Raw genomic sequence first — 13,348 nt, 5'->3', positions numbered from 1 at the left:
ATGTTTGGCAAACGCACAGGTCAGCCTGGCGCCGCCCCTGCGCCCCTGCGGCCGGCCGCGGCCCCCGCTGCGGCATCCGCGCCCGGCGGCGAACCTGTGTCCGTGTTCAGCATGCAGGCGGCCGCCGCGCCGATGGCGGCGACGACCAACGCATCGGCCTTTGCCTATGCCGACGAGGATCTGGAGCCGGCGGCCGACGCCTTCGACCGCGCGTCCGCGCCGACGCAGCCCGCGCCGGCCGATCGTCTGGACGCCCTGGCTTCGCGTCCCAAGCCCAAGCCGGCGCCTGAGGCACCGCGTCCCACCGGCAATGTCGCCGGCACGGGTCCGAAGGCCACGGCGGGTCTTGAACAGCTGAAGAAGGCCCAGGCGGTCGCCGAGATCGTCCGGGAACAGAGCGACTACTATCACGCCACGAAGACGACGATCTTCAACGCGTTGATGAACACCATCGACCTGGCCCAACTGGCGCACTTGGACCAGAAGGCGGCGTCGGAAGAGATCCGCGACATCGTCGCCGAACTGGTGGCGATCAAGAACGTCTCCATGTCGGTCGCCGAGCAGGAGCATCTGGTTCAGGACATCGTCAACGACGTTCTGGGCTATGGTCCGCTGGAGCCGCTGCTGAGCCGCGACGACATCGCCGACATCATGGTCAATGGCGCAGGCCGCGTCTTCATCGAGGTCGCGGGCAAGGTCCAGCTGACCAATGTCCGGTTCCGCGACAACACTCAGCTGATGAATATCTGCCAGCGGATCGTGAGCCAGGTCGGCCGGCGCGTGGACGAAAGCAGCCCCATCTGCGACGCCCGTCTGCCGGACGGTTCGCGCGTCAACGTCATCGCTCCGCCGCTGGCCATCGACGGCCCGACGCTGACGATCCGGAAGTTCAAGAAGGACAAGCTGACGATGAAGAATCTGGTGGAGTACGCCTCCATCAGTCCCGAGGGCGCGCGTGTGCTGGGCGTCATCGGCGCGTCACGATGCAATCTGGTCATCTCGGGCGGCACCGGTTCGGGCAAGACGACGCTGCTGAACACCCTGACGGCCTTCATCGACCCGACCGAGCGCGTCATCACCTGCGAGGACGCCGCCGAACTGCAACTGCAGCAGCCGCACGTGGTGCGTCTGGAAACCCGCCCGCCGAACCTGGAAGGCCAGGGCACGATCACGATGCGGGACCTGGTCAAAAACTGCCTGCGGATGCGTCCCGAGCGGATCATCGTCGGCGAGGTGCGCGGACCCGAGGCGTTCGACCTGTTGCAAGCCATGAACACCGGCCACGACGGCTCGATGGGTACGCTGCACGCCAACAGTCCGCGCGAAGCCATCAGCCGGATGGAGTCCATGATCACCATGGGCGGCTACGGTCTGCCGTCCAAGACGATCCGCGAGATGATCGTCGGCTCGGTCGACGTCATCATCCAGGCCGCCCGCCTGCGCGACGGTTCTCGCCGCATCACCCACATCACCGAGGTCGTGGGCTTGGAAGGCGATGTGATCGTGACGCAGGACCTGTTCGTCTACGACATCACCGGCGAGGACGAGAACGGCAAGATCATCGGCCGGCACCGCTCGACCGGCATCGCCCGTCCCCGCTTCTGGGACCGCGCCCGATACTACGGGCTGGAGCGTGAACTGGCCGACGCCCTGGACGCGGCGGAGTAGGACGATGCTTCCAATTCTCGCCGCCGTTCTGGCCTTCATCACCATCGGCGGTCTGGGCTGGGTCTTCGTCGGTGGAGACGATTCCTCGGCCCAGGCCGTCAAGCGCGCCCAAAGCATGGGCGAGGGCAAGAAGAACCCTGCGCTCGCCCGCAAGGCCGCCGCCGCCAATACGCCTGAGGCGCGTCGCAAGCAGATTCTGGTTCAGTTGCAGGACGCCGACCGGCGCGAGCGCAAGGCGCGCACGACCCTGGCGTCGCGCCTGAAACAGGCAGGCCTGAGCCTGAGCGTGACGACCTTCTACATCATCTCGGCCGTGGTCGGGCTGGTGACCGGCCTAGGCGCGCTGATCTTCGGATTGCCGATCCTGGTAGTCATCGGCATCGCGTTGATCTTCGGTCTGGGACTGCCGCGCTGGATCGTGGGCTTCCTCGGCAAGTCGCGGATGAAGAAGTTCTCGCTGGAGTTCCCCAACGCCGTCGACGTGATCGTGCGCGGCATCAAGTCGGGCCTGCCGGTCCACGAATGTTTCAAGATCATCGCCCGCGAGAGCCCGGCTCCGCTTGGGCCCGAATTCCAGACATTGGTCGAGGGCCTGGGCGTCGGCCTGACCCTGGAGCAGGCGTTGGAGAAGATGTACGGCCGGATGCCGACCTCCGAACTGCGCTTCTTCACCATCGTCATCGCCATCCAGCAGAAGACCGGCGGCAACCTGGCCGAGGCGCTGGGTAATCTGTCGGCCGTGCTCCGCGCTCGTCGGATGATGGGCGAAAAGATCAAGGCGTTGTCGTCCGAAGCTCTGGCTTCGGCCGGGATCATCGCCTCTCTGCCGCCTGCGGTCATGACGATGGTCATGTTCACCACCCCCTCTTACATGATGCCGCTGTTCACCGATTTCCGCGGCAACTTCATGCTGCTGATGGCGGCGCTGCTGATGGCGACCGGCATCTTTGTGATGAAACGCATGATCTCGTTCAAGTTTTGAGGCCGGGATCATGGAAAGCTTCATCCGCTTCATCACTGACCCGCAGAACCTGCTCAGCATCGGCGTGGGTGTGCTGGTCTTCGCCACGGTCGTCACCCTTTTGTCGTCGATGACGGGCGGCGTTGCGCTGGACAAGCGAATGAAGGCTGTCGCCGAACGCCGCGACGACCTGAAACGACGGTCTCGCGCGAACATGGCCGGCGGTCAGGGGGCGCTGCGTCACACCGACGACGGGTTCAAGAAGCGGATCGTGGATCGGCTGAACCTCAGCAAGTTGCTGGAAGATCCCAAGGTCGCGGGTCAGATGGTGCAGGCGGGCTATCGCGGGCCGCGTCCGCTGACGACCTTCTACTTCTTCCGCTTCACCTCGCCCTTCATCTTCATGATCGTGGCGGCGTTTTATCTGTTCGTGATCAAGGTCGTGGACTGGCCCACGATGAACAAGGTTACCGCGACGATGGCGGCGGCGGTCGCCGGCTTCTATGCGCCGAACATTTATTTAAAAAATCGGATCGACAAGCGCCGCGCCTCGATCATGCAGGCGTTCCCTGACGCGCTGGACCTTCTGCTGATCTGTGTCGAGGCGGGCATGTCAATCGAGGCGGCGATCGCCAAGGTCAGCCAGGAGATGGGGCCGTCTTCGATCGATCTGGCCGAGGAACTGTCGCTGCTGTCGGCAGAGTTGAGCTATCTGCCCGACCGTCGCATGGCCTACGAAAATCTGGGCAAGCGCACCAACCACCCGGGCGTGAAGTCGGTCGCGACCGCCATGACCCAGGCCGAGACCTACGGCACGCCGCTGGCCACCGCTTTGCGTGTGATGGCGAAGGAAAATCGCGATTTGCGGATGTCCGCCGCAGAGAAGAAGGCCTCGGCCCTGCCGGCCAAACTGACCGTGCCGATGATCCTGTTCTTCCTGCCGGTCCTGTTCATCGTCATCCTGGGTCCGGCGATCCTGAACGTCATCGACATGATGAAGGACGGGCGTTAGGCGCGCTCCGCCGCCGCCTTGAGCCCATGGGCGGCGCTTTCGAACGCCGCCTTGATCGCTGGGCGGTGCTTATCGTGGAACAGCTCGCCGCGAATGCCCGAAAAGCGGATGCCGATGGCGACGATGCAGTTGCCGGGGGCCAGCTCCTCGATCTGGATGTAGCGCAGGCTCTGGAACAGGAAGCCGCGCCGTTCGGCCCAGACCAGCCGCGCGCGCGGTTGCCATTCCACCACCTGGGCCGCCGCCTGGCGTTCGGCCATGTCGGGCCACGCCTCGGTCATGGTCAGGCGGCCGCCATAGGCGATGGCGCCCTCGACGTCCTTGTCGATCGGGTTCCAGGCGCCCCAGTCGGACAGGTCCGCGACCAGATCCCAGATGCGGTCCGAGGTCGCCTGAACGCCGACGCGTTTTTCGATGCGAGTGTCATCCATGGTTTCGCTCTGACACGGCTGGTCGCCGGAAGAAAGGCGCCGAGCCTCAGTCGGCCCCGTCGATCCGCTTCAACCGCCGTCCGTCGTCCAGCCCCAGCCGCGTCTTAACCTCGAACAGGTCGGCGCCGGCCGGGATGATCAGCAGCTTTTTGGGCTGGGCCGTGTTGACGGCGACGACGGCGCCCTTGGGGCAGATGTCGAAACAGTCGGCGCCGACGACCGTCAGCTCGCCCTTGCGACCCTGTTTGCCCTTCTTCAGATGCAGATATTTTCGCAACGCCTTCTTCAGCGTCAGGTCGCCGCTGGGGCCGAAGCCGCCGTCCAGCTTTTTCGAACATTTGCGGCAGACCAGAACGACGTCGCGCCATTCGGTCTTTGCGCTCTTGAAGGCCTTCTCACCCATGCGGACAGAAATCGGCGTTCGCGACGGCTTGCACAAGCGGGTGCGGCGCCGTCACCTGTCGTCGGGCTGAAAATTTCACGGGACCTTCACATGCACCGACTGTTCGCCGCCTCCACAATGGCGCTGCTGCTTGCCGCCGGCGCCGCTCAGGCTCAGGTCGATACGGCCAGCGTGGACGCCGCCGTGCAGCGCGTCCTGCCAGAGGTCGTCGCGTGGCGGCGCGACTTCCATCAGCATCCCGAACTGGGCTTCGCCGAGGCCCGCTCGGCCGGGGTGATCGCCGACCATCTGCGATCGCTGGGGCTGGAGGTCCGCACCGGGGTCGGCAAAACCGGGGTGATCGGCGTGCTGCGCGGCGCACGGCCGGGCCGGACGGTGGCCCTGCGCGCCGACATGGACGCCCTGCCGGTGCAGGAGGCGACGGGCCTGGCCTTCGCCTCGAGCGCGACCGGGACCTATATGGGCAATACGGTGCCGGTGGCCCACGCCTGCGGCCACGACATGCATATGGCCATGCTGATGGGCGCGGCCGAGGTGCTGGCCGGGATGAAGGACCAGATCGCCGGCACGGTGGTCTTCGTCTTCCAGCCGGCCGAGGAGGGCGCGCCTCCGGGAGAGCCCAAGGGCGGGGCGGCCCTGATGATCGCCGAAGGGGCGCTGAACGATCCCAAGCCCGAGGCCATCTTCGGCCTGCACGTCGTGCCGGGCCGTCTGGGCAGCGTCTTCTATCGGCCGGAAGGGTTCATGGCGGCCTCGGACCGCGTGGATATACGCCTAACGGGCAAGCAGACGCACGGCGCCTGGCCCTGGCGCGGGGTCGATGTGATCGCGGTGGCTGGCCAGGTGGTCGAGACGGTCAACACCCTGACCGCCCGCACGGTCGATCCGACCACGACCCCGACCGTCTTCACCATCGCCACGATCAACGCCGGTGTCCGCTACAACATCATCCCCGACAGCGCGACGCTGTCGGGCACCCTGCGCACCTTCGATACGGACCAGCGCGACGCCCTGGTCGCCCGCGCAGAGACTGCCATCGACCATGTCGCAGAAGCCTACGGCGCCACCGCCGAGTTCGGCGTCAGACAGAACGCCGCCCTGGTGTTCAACGACCCCGACCTGTCCGCCTGGCTGGCCCCGGTCCTGACCGAGGCGGCGGGCGAGGGGAACGTCAACCCCGCCACACCCCCGACCACGGTGGCCGAGGACTTCAGCTATTTCCAGCAGGTCATCCCCGGCGTCTTCTACCATCTCGGGGCCAGTCCCGACGGCGTCGACCCCGCGACCTCCGCGCCCAACCATTCGCCAGAGTTCTCACCCAACGAGAAGGTCCTGCCGCTGGGGGTGAAGACGCACGTCCTGACGGCGCTGCGGTTCCTAGAGCGGAGTTAGGCAACGGCGAGTGCAGCGTCAGGCAATGTCGCAAACCGACCCCTAACGGTCATCAAGCGACTCTGCTGGTGACGATGATAACGATGCGATGTAGCTGACATGACCTAGCCAGCAGGCCTAGTTCGCGCGCTTGACGAGGTGACGTCCCGAATAGGCGGTGAGATCATCTTCATAGTTCCAGTCGTGATCGGCTTCGCCGCTATGGCGACGATCGGCGGCACTCTCTTGCTCTGGCTTGTGTGGATCGCAGCTCGCCGTTGGGGGCCTCGCTCGTCGCGAGCGGCGCCTCCACGCTTCCCGGTCGGCGCGACAGCTGCGGTGCTGCTCGCCATATCTTTGCCGGTCGGTTGCGTCCGAGCTTGCCAGCCTGTTCCGCAACCCGAAAGCGCCAAGATCGTGGCGGCTTTCGAGGTGCCGCTGACCACGGCGGTGGAACGGGCCAACTTCCTGACCATCCTCAACGCTGAGGCGGCTATTGAGGGGCTAGACGTCAGTATCGAGACGGCAGAGGAGATGGACCGTTGGAACGAGATGGCGCTCGATCTTAGCAAGTCGATCGAAGCAACGGCTTATCGCGGCAATGACATTCGCCAAAGCGAAGCTCGCGTCTCGGACCAGAATCACCTCGGCCAAGCGTGGATATCGTTCAAACGAGGTGAAGACCCATCGCTGGCTCGGCGCTTCCGCCAGCGGCTAATGTCACGGATCATTGAGCGCTGGCCCGGTACCCTAAGCGTACCGGTCGCCCAGACAGGGGCGCTTCCGCGCAAGGAGGATTTGCGCCGGAGCGACCACGGCTATGAAATCGACCCATCCAGACTAGCGGGATACATCTGCGGGACTGCTCCCGGTAACGCTCCCAAGTCGGCCTGCGACTAAGCGACCGAGAGCTGATGTCCGTGAACCACCCTTGTTAGACTTATCGGCAGGTCCGCTTGGAGATGAGCGGAATGGGCTAGATTGAGTATCAACGGCCGCACCTACAGACGCTCAAACACCGACTCGATCACCCGTCGATAGACCGCCGTCAACGTCTCCAGCTCCGCCGTCGGCACGCGTTCGTCGATCTGGTGCATGGTCTGGCCGACAAGGCCCAGTTCCAGCACCGGGCACAGGGCGCGGATGAAGCGGGCGTCGGAGGTGCCGCCGGTGGTAGAGGCCTCGGGGCGGCGGCCCGCCACGGCCTCGACCGCATCCTGAACCGCTTCCACGAAGGCGCCCGGCTCGGTCAGGAAGGCCTCGCCCGAGCACAGGTGCTCCAGGGTGATTTGAAGTCCGGTCTCGGCCTGCATGGCCCCGGCCTCGCGGTTCAGCCAGTCGATCAGGGCGTCGCCGGTGTGGCTGGGGTTGAAGCGGATGTTTAGCCGCGCCGTCGCCTGGGCCGGGATGATGTTAGTCGCCGGATTGCCGATGTCGATGGTGGTGATTTCGAGGTTCGACGGGGGAAAGTTCTCGTAGCCTTCATCCAGAACGTGGTCGTTCAGACGGGCCATCAGGCGTGCGATCACCGGGGCCGGGTTGGCGGCGCGCTCGGGATAGGCGACGTGGCCTTGTTTGCCGTGGACGGTGATCCAGGTGTTCAGCGAGCCGCGCCGCCCGACCTTGATCATGTCGCCCAGCTGTTGCGACGACGAGGGTTCGCCGACGACGCAGGCGTCGATGACCTCGCCCTCGGCGGCCAGGGCCTCGACCACCCGTTTTGTGCCGTGCAGCGCCGGACCTTCCTCGTCGCCGGTGATCAGGAAGGAGAGGGAGCCGGCGGGTTCACCGTCTGCGATGACCTGGGACACGGCGGCGACCCAGGCGGCGATCCCGCCCTTCATGTCCACCGCGCCGCGACCGTACAGGACGCCGTCCTTGACCTCGGCGTTGAAGGGTTGCGACGACCACTGATCCGAGGGGCCGGTCGGAACCACATCCGTATGGCCGGCGAAACAGAGGTTGGGCGAGGCGGTCCCGCGCCGCGCATACAGGTTCTCGATCCGCGCATGGACGCCTTGTCCGCCCGGTCCCTCGAAGGCCAGGCGGCGGCAGGTGAAGCCCAGCGCCATCAGGTGCCGCTCCAGCACATCCATCGCCCCTTCGTCGGCGGGCGTGACGGAGGGGATGCGGATCAGGTCGCGGGTCAGTTCGACAGGATCGATAACGGGAGTTGATGCGCGGCTCATGCGGCTATGCTTTAGGACCATCGTGCGGAGGCGAGAAGAGCCATGCCCAAGATCAACATCGACAGCGCGCCGACGACGAACGGCACCACCTATCCCGAGGAATACGCCGGACCGTGCAAGCCGCGTCGCCGCTGGCGGCTGGGCGATGCGGCGGGGCTGAGCCAGTTCGGCGTCAACCTGCTGCGCCTGCCCGACGGCGCCTGGTCCAGCCAGCGCCACTGGCACGCCGAAGAGGACGAGTTCGTCATGGTGCTCGAGGGCGAGGTGGTGCTGATCGAGGACGATGGCGAAACGATCCTGTGCGCCGGCGACTGCGCCGGGTTCAAGTCCGGCGTGCCGAACGGCCATAAGCTGGAGAACCGATCCGGCCGCGAGGCGGTTCTGCTGGAAGTCGGCACGCGCAGCCCGACGATCACCCCCGCCGACTATCCCGACATCGACATGGTGCTGCACGCCGGCGTCGACGGCTATTTCCACCGCGACGGCTCGCCCTATCCGAAATACCCAAGAAGATCGTGACCACAGAATCCATCGACACCGGCCCCGCCGCACCGCCCGTTCCGCCGTCTCCGTCATCTGGGGGGCCAGAAGGCCCGTCCAGCCCGTGGGGCATTCGCGACTTCCGCCTGTTGTGGTTCGGCCGCGTGGTGGCGGTGCTGGCGATCCAGATTCAGTCGTCGGCCCTGTTGTGGCAGGTCTATGAGATCGCCCGGCGCGATCATCCGATCGAGGAGGCCAGCCTGTATCTGGGCCTGGTCGGCCTGTGTCAGTTCCTGCCGCTGCTGGCCTTCACCCTGCCCGCCGGGGCGATGGCGGATCGGCGCGACAGAAAGCGTACGGTGTGGATCTCGATCCTGGTGGAGGCGGCCTGCGCGGGGTCGTTTCTGGCCATGGCCCTGCATGGAAATCCGCCGTTGTGGGGTCTGTTGGCGGTCGCGGCCCTGTTCGGCGCGGCGCGAGCGTTTCTGGCGCCGGCCAGCCAGGCCTTCCTGCCGATGGTGGTGGGGCGCAAGGCCCTGCCGCCCGCCATCGCGGCCCAGTCCATCGCGTTTCAGACCGGCGCCATCGCCGGCCCGGCCCTGGGCGGGGTGATCGTGGGGGTGAACGTGCCCCTGGCCTATGCGGTGTCGCTGGGCATGTTCCTGCTGGCTGTCGCGGCCTTCATCCTGATCCGCACCAGCGGGAGACCTGCGCCCCAGGCCAATCCGCTGTCGCCGGTCGACTCGGTGAAAGAGGGGCTGGCCTATGTCTGGAAGACCAAGATCGTGCTGGGCGCCATTTCGCTGGATCTGGTGGTGGTGCTGCTGGCGGGCGTGGCCCTGCTGACGCCCATCTTCGCGCGCGACATCCTGCATGTCGGACCGCAAGGGTTCGGCCTGTTGCGGGCCTCGTTCGGCGTGGGGGCCATGGTCATGGCCATCTATCTGAGCCGCTATCCGATCCGCCAGAACGGCGGGCGCTGGATGTTCGCGGCGGTGGCGGTGTTCGGCCTGTGCACCATCACCTTCGGCCTGTCGCGCATCGTCTGGCTGTCGGGTCTGGCCCTGTTCATTGGCGGGGCGGCGGACATGATCAGCGTCAATGTGCGCCAGACCCTGATCCAACTGGCCACGCCCGATCATATGCGCGGGCGGGTGTCGTCGGTGTCGATGCTGTTCATCGGCGCCTCAAACGAACTGGGCGAGGCCTATTCCGGCGTCATGGTCCGGCTGCTGGGCGCGGTCGGGGCGGCGGTGTTCGGCGGGTTCGGTGCCCTGGCCGCGACCGGGGCCTGGGCGACGATGTTCCCGGGGCTGAGGAAGGCAGATCGGCTGACATGACGATCGCGTCTCCTCCCCACAAAGTGGGGAGGGGGACCGCGCAGCGGTGGAGGGGCTCTTGAAGTCCCGCAGGCTCTAGCGATACGGTGAAAAGCCCCTCCGTCTCTCCGCTGCGCTACGAGCCACCTCCCCATCAAATGGGGAGGAGACGGTCAGGACTGCCTCACCACGCCTTGAAATGCTTCGACAGCTTCAGGCCCTGGTTCTGATAGTGGCTGCCGCTTTCGCCATACAGACGGCTGGGGCGTTCGGTCAGGGGTTCATAGACCAGGCGGGCGACGATCTGGCCGTGTTCCAGCAGGAACGGCGTGTCGTGGGTGCGGACTTCCAAGACGCCTTTCGAGCCCGCGCCATGCGCCTCGTCGGTGCCGAAGCCGGGGTCGAAGAAGCCGGCGTAGTGGACGCGGAACTCGCCGACCGACGGATCGATGGGGGTCATTTCGGCGGCCTGGTCAACCGGGATTTCGACGTCGTCGGACGAGGCCAGGATGTAGAACTCGCCCGGATCGAGCAGCAGTTCGCCACGGCGCAGGCTCAACGGCTCCCAGAAGTCGCGCGGGTCGTGGCCGTCGATGTGGTCCAGATCGACCACGCCCGCATGGCGACGCCCGCGGAAGCCGACGATGTCGCCGCCCTGCAGATCGACGCCGACCGAGCGGGTCTCCAGTTTGGGCGGATCGCCGGCCTTGAGCCGCAACTGGTTCAGGCGCGTGCCGGGACGGACCAGGATGGAGAAGGTCTGGGGCGCGACCTCCATATAGAGCGGGCCGTCATAACCTTCGGCGACGTCATCGAAGCTGGCGCCCTGATCGGTCAGCAGACGCACGAAGACATCGACGCGGCCGGTCGAGCTTTTCGGATTGGCGCGGGCGATAAGGCCCTGGGGCAGTTTCAGCCGCTCCTGAAGGCGCACGATATAGACGCAGCCCTTTTCCAGCACGACGCCCGCCTCGGTGATCTCGATGGCGTGCATGGCCACGTCGGCGATGCGGTCCTCGACCTTGCGCCGGCCGGGCAGGAAGGAGGCGCGGACGCGCCAGGCCTGATCCGACAGCCGCAGGTCCAGGCTGGCCGGCTGGACCTGGTCGTGGTCGAAGGGGGTGTCGGACGTGACGGCGCCTGTGGCGATCAATGTCTCGATGGACTGGGCGGGCAGGATGCCGGGACGGGGCGCTTGGAAGGAGCTCATGGCGTCTGTCTCACACGGTTTTCACGACTTGTCTCCAAGTCGCGCTTGCAGCCCGCGCGCGGCGGGGCGAGCATATAGCCCATGCACGATGGTCCTGCCTATACCGCCGAGACGAACGGCATCCTGATCCGGGTGCGCCCCAGCTATCTGGCGGGCCAGTCCGATCCAGACGAAGGCCGCTGGGTCTGGGCCTACCAGATCGAGATCGTGAACCTGACGGGTTCAACGGTCCAGTTGATGGCGCGTCGCTGGACCATCACCGACGGCCAAGGCCATGTCGAAGAGGTGCGCGGTCCCGGCGTCGTCGGCGAACAGCCCGTGATCGAGCCGGGCGGCAGCTACGCTTACGCCTCGGGCTGTCCGCTGGGCACCGACAGCGGCTCGATGGTGGGCGCCTATTATATGACGGATGCGGATGGGCGCAGTTTCGAGGCGCAGATTCCGGCGTTTTCGCTGGATACGCCCGATGCGCGGCGGGTGCTGAACTGATCGAAGGGCGGATGGGGCTGCGTCAACCCGGATGAACCGCAGCCCCGCCCCTGAAGTCTCGCCGGCCGCTTGCGCGAACCGGCGAGGGGGAGGTCGGCTCCCTAAGGAGCATCTTTTGGCGCTACGTCGCGACTTGAGCGCAGTCGTGCGCCCTTCGCGAAACGCCGCGCTCATGTCGCGCGAAGCGCGGTAGCGCCCTTAGATGTAACGCCGCAGGCTGCGGGCCAGGTCGGAACCGCTTTCCTTGGAGCCGCGACGGACTTGCGGCTGGTAGGCGACACGGGCGTGTTCGACGCAGTAGACGCCTTCCGACGAGCGGCGGCCGCAAAAGCTGAACTCGCGCGACGACGGGTCGCCGATCGGCCATTTGCACATGTGGGCGCCCAGCGTCATCACGGTCGCCGTGCCCGGCAGGTCCGGGATCGGGGCGGGGACGGGGGCTGCGGGTTCGACCGGCTTGGGCTGGACGGCTTCCAGACGGCGCGGGGCCGAAGGTTGCTGCGCCGGAGCGGCCGGCGCCGGACGCGGACGCGCGGTGCGGAAGGTCGCGGCGACGGTGCGCGCCGGTTGCGACGGGGCGGCCCGGCCCGACAGGCCCAGACGGTGCACCTTGCCGATCACGGCGTTGCGGGTGACCCCGCCGCCCAGTTGTTTGGCGATCTGGCTCGCGGACTGGCCCTCAAGCCAGAGCTTCTTTAGCGCGCCTACGCGGTCGTCGGTCCAGCCTGCGGTCATGCCACCCTCCAGCGAGTTTGGATTCAATATCTAGGTCCAGGCTCCCCCTCCGGGGTCTTGACCTACAACTAATCGTAAACCAGCCGTTAAGAGACGCAAGATGTGCGAATCATCCTGTCCACAGAAACCAGATATTGAATCATCGTTAAGGTTAAGGCGGCGCCGTCGTTTTCGGGACGATCTCGCCTGATCTCTTGCGAAGCGCGGCGGTCGAGCGCATCTGGCGGGCCATGACCGATACGCCCGATCTGATCTCCACCCGGCCTGCCGGCCTGCCGCAGCCGCGTCGCTATCCGGGGATCAACTGGATCGGGGTGCAGACCTTGTATCTGCGCGAGGTGCGGCGGTTCTGGAAGGTGGGCGCCCAGACAGTGGCGGCGCCGGTGGTCACGACGCTGCTTTATATGCTGGTGTTCGTGGTGGCGCTTCAGAACGCGCGGCCTCCGCTGCACGGCACGCCGTTCGCCCTGTTCGTCGCGCCCGGCCTGATCATGATGGCCATGTTGAACAATGCCTTCGCCAACGCCTCGTCCAGCCTGATCCAGGCCAAGATCATGGGTACCGCGACCGACTTCCTGACCCCGCCGCTCAGCCCGCTTGAGCTGACGCTGGGCTTTACGCTGGGCGCCGCGACGCGCGGCCTGGCGGTCGGTCTGGTGACGGCGATCTGCGTGCTGCCGTTCGCGCCTCTGGGCATCGCCAATATCTTCGCCATCGTCTGGTTCGCCCTGGCCGCCTGTTTCATCATGGGCATGACCGGGGTGTTGGCGGGGCTGTGGAGCGAGAAGTTCGACCACCTGTCGGCGGTTCAGAACTTCATCGTCATGCCGATGACCTTCCTGTCGGGGACCTTCTATCTGGTCGAGAACCTGCCCGAGCCGTTCCGCGCGCTGAGCCGCTATAACCCCTTCTTCTATCTGATCGACGGCTTCCGTTACGGCTTCATCGGCCATGCCGAGAGCAATCTGACGGTCGGCGTCATAGGGTCGGCCGTGCTGATGGCCGTCATGGGCGTTGTCTGCTGGCTGGTGTTCCGCTCGGGCTGGCGTCTTAAGAGCTAGATCGCTACCTGTTGCGGAT

Annotated in this window: 14 protein-coding genes; 9 read left to right on the top strand and 5 right to left on the bottom strand. The window is 66.1% G+C overall.

Annotated elements, in window-relative coordinates:
* Genes ABIC32_RS08575 through ABIC32_RS08565 form a run of 3 tightly spaced genes read left to right on the top strand, consistent with a single transcriptional unit; the run spans window position 1 to window position 3,641 of the window.
* Window positions 1-1,668, top strand: a complete 1,668-nt coding sequence (locus ABIC32_RS08575) for a TadA family conjugal transfer-associated ATPase (RefSeq protein WP_295197431.1) — start codon at window positions 1-3, stop codon at window positions 1,666-1,668.
* A gap of 4 nt (window positions 1,669-1,672) precedes the next feature.
* On the top strand, window positions 1,673-2,650 hold the full coding sequence (locus tag ABIC32_RS08570; protein WP_045810659.1) for a type II secretion system F family protein: 978 nt from the start codon (window positions 1,673-1,675) through the stop codon (window positions 2,648-2,650).
* 10 nt (window positions 2,651-2,660) lie between these two features.
* A complete protein-coding gene (locus ABIC32_RS08565) occupies window positions 2,661-3,641 on the top strand; it encodes a type II secretion system F family protein (protein ID WP_055807653.1) in 981 nt (326 codons plus the stop codon).
* On the opposite strand, the gene ABIC32_RS08560 is transcribed toward ABIC32_RS08565, so the two are convergent.
* Window positions 3,638-4,072 carry an SRPBCC domain-containing protein gene (locus ABIC32_RS08560; RefSeq protein WP_265151358.1) on the bottom strand — a complete coding sequence of 145 codons (435 nt, stop codon included), beginning with the start codon at window positions 4,070-4,072 and terminating at the stop codon, window positions 3,638-3,640. The two genes, ABIC32_RS08565 and ABIC32_RS08560, sit on opposite strands and share 4 nt — an antisense overlap.
* Window positions 4,073-4,118: 46 nt before the next feature.
* Window positions 4,119-4,475 (bottom strand): hypothetical protein, encoded by a 357-nt coding sequence (locus ABIC32_RS08555; protein WP_295206141.1) that lies wholly within the window; start codon window positions 4,473-4,475, stop codon window positions 4,119-4,121.
* Between the two features lie 90 nt (window positions 4,476-4,565).
* Between ABIC32_RS08555 and ABIC32_RS08550 the strand changes: the two genes are divergently transcribed.
* Both ABIC32_RS08550 and ABIC32_RS08545 read left to right on the top strand, forming a co-directional pair.
* Window positions 4,566-5,867: an amidohydrolase gene (locus tag ABIC32_RS08550; RefSeq protein ID WP_354073865.1), complete on the top strand. Its 1,302-nt coding sequence runs from the start codon at window positions 4,566-4,568 to the stop codon at window positions 5,865-5,867.
* A gap of 183 nt (window positions 5,868-6,050) precedes the next feature.
* Window positions 6,051-6,746 (top strand): hypothetical protein, encoded by a 696-nt coding sequence (locus ABIC32_RS08545; protein ID WP_354073863.1) that lies wholly within the window; start codon window positions 6,051-6,053, stop codon window positions 6,744-6,746.
* Between the two features lie 101 nt (window positions 6,747-6,847).
* Here the strand turns inward: ABIC32_RS08545 and dapE are convergent, their stop codons facing one another.
* Window positions 6,848-8,035: a succinyl-diaminopimelate desuccinylase gene (gene dapE, locus ABIC32_RS08540; RefSeq protein WP_354073861.1), complete on the bottom strand. Its 1,188-nt coding sequence runs from the start codon at window positions 8,033-8,035 to the stop codon at window positions 6,848-6,850.
* A gap of 42 nt (window positions 8,036-8,077) precedes the next feature.
* On the opposite strand from dapE, the gene ABIC32_RS08535 reads away from it, so the two are divergent.
* Both ABIC32_RS08535 and ABIC32_RS08530 read left to right on the top strand, forming a co-directional pair.
* Window positions 8,078-8,554 carry a cupin domain-containing protein gene (locus ABIC32_RS08535; RefSeq protein WP_354073859.1) on the top strand — a complete coding sequence of 159 codons (477 nt, stop codon included), beginning with the start codon at window positions 8,078-8,080 and terminating at the stop codon, window positions 8,552-8,554.
* Window positions 8,551-9,855, top strand: a complete 1,305-nt coding sequence (locus ABIC32_RS08530; protein ID WP_354073857.1) for an MFS transporter — start codon at window positions 8,551-8,553, stop codon at window positions 9,853-9,855. Before ABIC32_RS08535 ends, ABIC32_RS08530 begins: the two co-directional genes overlap by 4 nt.
* A 163-nt stretch (window positions 9,856-10,018) precedes the next feature.
* On the opposite strand, the gene ABIC32_RS08525 is transcribed toward ABIC32_RS08530, so the two are convergent.
* Entirely contained in the window at window positions 10,019-11,044 is a 1,026-nt protein-coding gene (locus tag ABIC32_RS08525; RefSeq protein WP_091750682.1) for a 2'-deoxycytidine 5'-triphosphate deaminase, read from the bottom strand.
* Window positions 11,045-11,125: 81 nt separating this feature from the next.
* On the opposite strand from ABIC32_RS08525, the gene apaG reads away from it, so the two are divergent.
* Complete coding sequence (gene apaG / locus ABIC32_RS08520; protein ID WP_271042496.1) at window positions 11,126-11,533, top strand: Co2+/Mg2+ efflux facilitator ApaG/CorD; 408 nt, start codon at window positions 11,126-11,128, stop codon at window positions 11,531-11,533.
* Between the two features lie 198 nt (window positions 11,534-11,731).
* Here the strand turns inward: apaG and gcrA are convergent, their stop codons facing one another.
* Complete coding sequence (gcrA, locus tag ABIC32_RS08515; protein ID WP_017506617.1) at window positions 11,732-12,268, bottom strand: cell cycle sigma 70 cofactor GcrA; 537 nt, start codon at window positions 12,266-12,268, stop codon at window positions 11,732-11,734.
* A 230-nt stretch (window positions 12,269-12,498) separates the two neighbouring features.
* Between gcrA and ABIC32_RS08510 the strand changes: the two genes are divergently transcribed.
* Window positions 12,499-13,329 carry an ABC transporter permease gene (locus ABIC32_RS08510; RefSeq protein WP_045810698.1) on the top strand — a complete coding sequence of 277 codons (831 nt, stop codon included), beginning with the start codon at window positions 12,499-12,501 and terminating at the stop codon, window positions 13,327-13,329.
* Window positions 13,330-13,348: the final 19 nt, after the last annotated feature.

Origin of the sequence: Brevundimonas sp. 1080, assembly GCF_040545985.1 — a bacterium.
Classification (GTDB): domain Bacteria; phylum Pseudomonadota; class Alphaproteobacteria; order Caulobacterales; family Caulobacteraceae; genus Brevundimonas.
The sequence above is the reverse complement of the archived record's forward strand: the minus strand, read 5'-3'. Positions and strand labels throughout refer to the sequence as shown.

What these genes read in the sequence shown, in the direction of transcription:
- ABIC32_RS08570 (WP_045810659.1), top strand. Translation starts at nt 1,673, where the DNA reads ATGCTTCCAATTCTCGCCGCCGTTCTGGCCTTCATCACCATCGGCGGT.
- ABIC32_RS08555 (WP_295206141.1), bottom strand. Translation starts at nt 4,475, where the DNA reads ATGGGTGAGAAGGCCTTCAAGAGCGCAAAGACCGAATGGCGCGACGTC.
- ABIC32_RS08565 (WP_055807653.1), top strand. Translation starts at nt 2,661, where the DNA reads ATGGAAAGCTTCATCCGCTTCATCACTGACCCGCAGAACCTGCTCAGC.
- gcrA (WP_017506617.1), bottom strand. Translation starts at nt 12,268, where the DNA reads ATGACCGCAGGCTGGACCGACGACCGCGTAGGCGCGCTAAAGAAGCTC.
- ABIC32_RS08535 (WP_354073859.1), top strand. Translation starts at nt 8,078, where the DNA reads ATGCCCAAGATCAACATCGACAGCGCGCCGACGACGAACGGCACCACC.
- ABIC32_RS08525 (WP_091750682.1), bottom strand. Translation starts at nt 11,044, where the DNA reads ATGAGCTCCTTCCAAGCGCCCCGTCCCGGCATCCTGCCCGCCCAGTCC.
- ABIC32_RS08550 (WP_354073865.1), top strand. Translation starts at nt 4,566, where the DNA reads ATGCACCGACTGTTCGCCGCCTCCACAATGGCGCTGCTGCTTGCCGCC.
- ABIC32_RS08575 (WP_295197431.1), top strand. Translation starts at nt 1, where the DNA reads ATGTTTGGCAAACGCACAGGTCAGCCTGGCGCCGCCCCTGCGCCCCTG.
- ABIC32_RS08560 (WP_265151358.1), bottom strand. Translation starts at nt 4,072, where the DNA reads ATGGATGACACTCGCATCGAAAAACGCGTCGGCGTTCAGGCGACCTCG.
- ABIC32_RS08510 (WP_045810698.1), top strand. Translation starts at nt 12,499, where the DNA reads ATGACCGATACGCCCGATCTGATCTCCACCCGGCCTGCCGGCCTGCCG.
- dapE (WP_354073861.1), bottom strand. Translation starts at nt 8,035, where the DNA reads ATGAGCCGCGCATCAACTCCCGTTATCGATCCTGTCGAACTGACCCGC.
- apaG (WP_271042496.1), top strand. Translation starts at nt 11,126, where the DNA reads ATGCACGATGGTCCTGCCTATACCGCCGAGACGAACGGCATCCTGATC.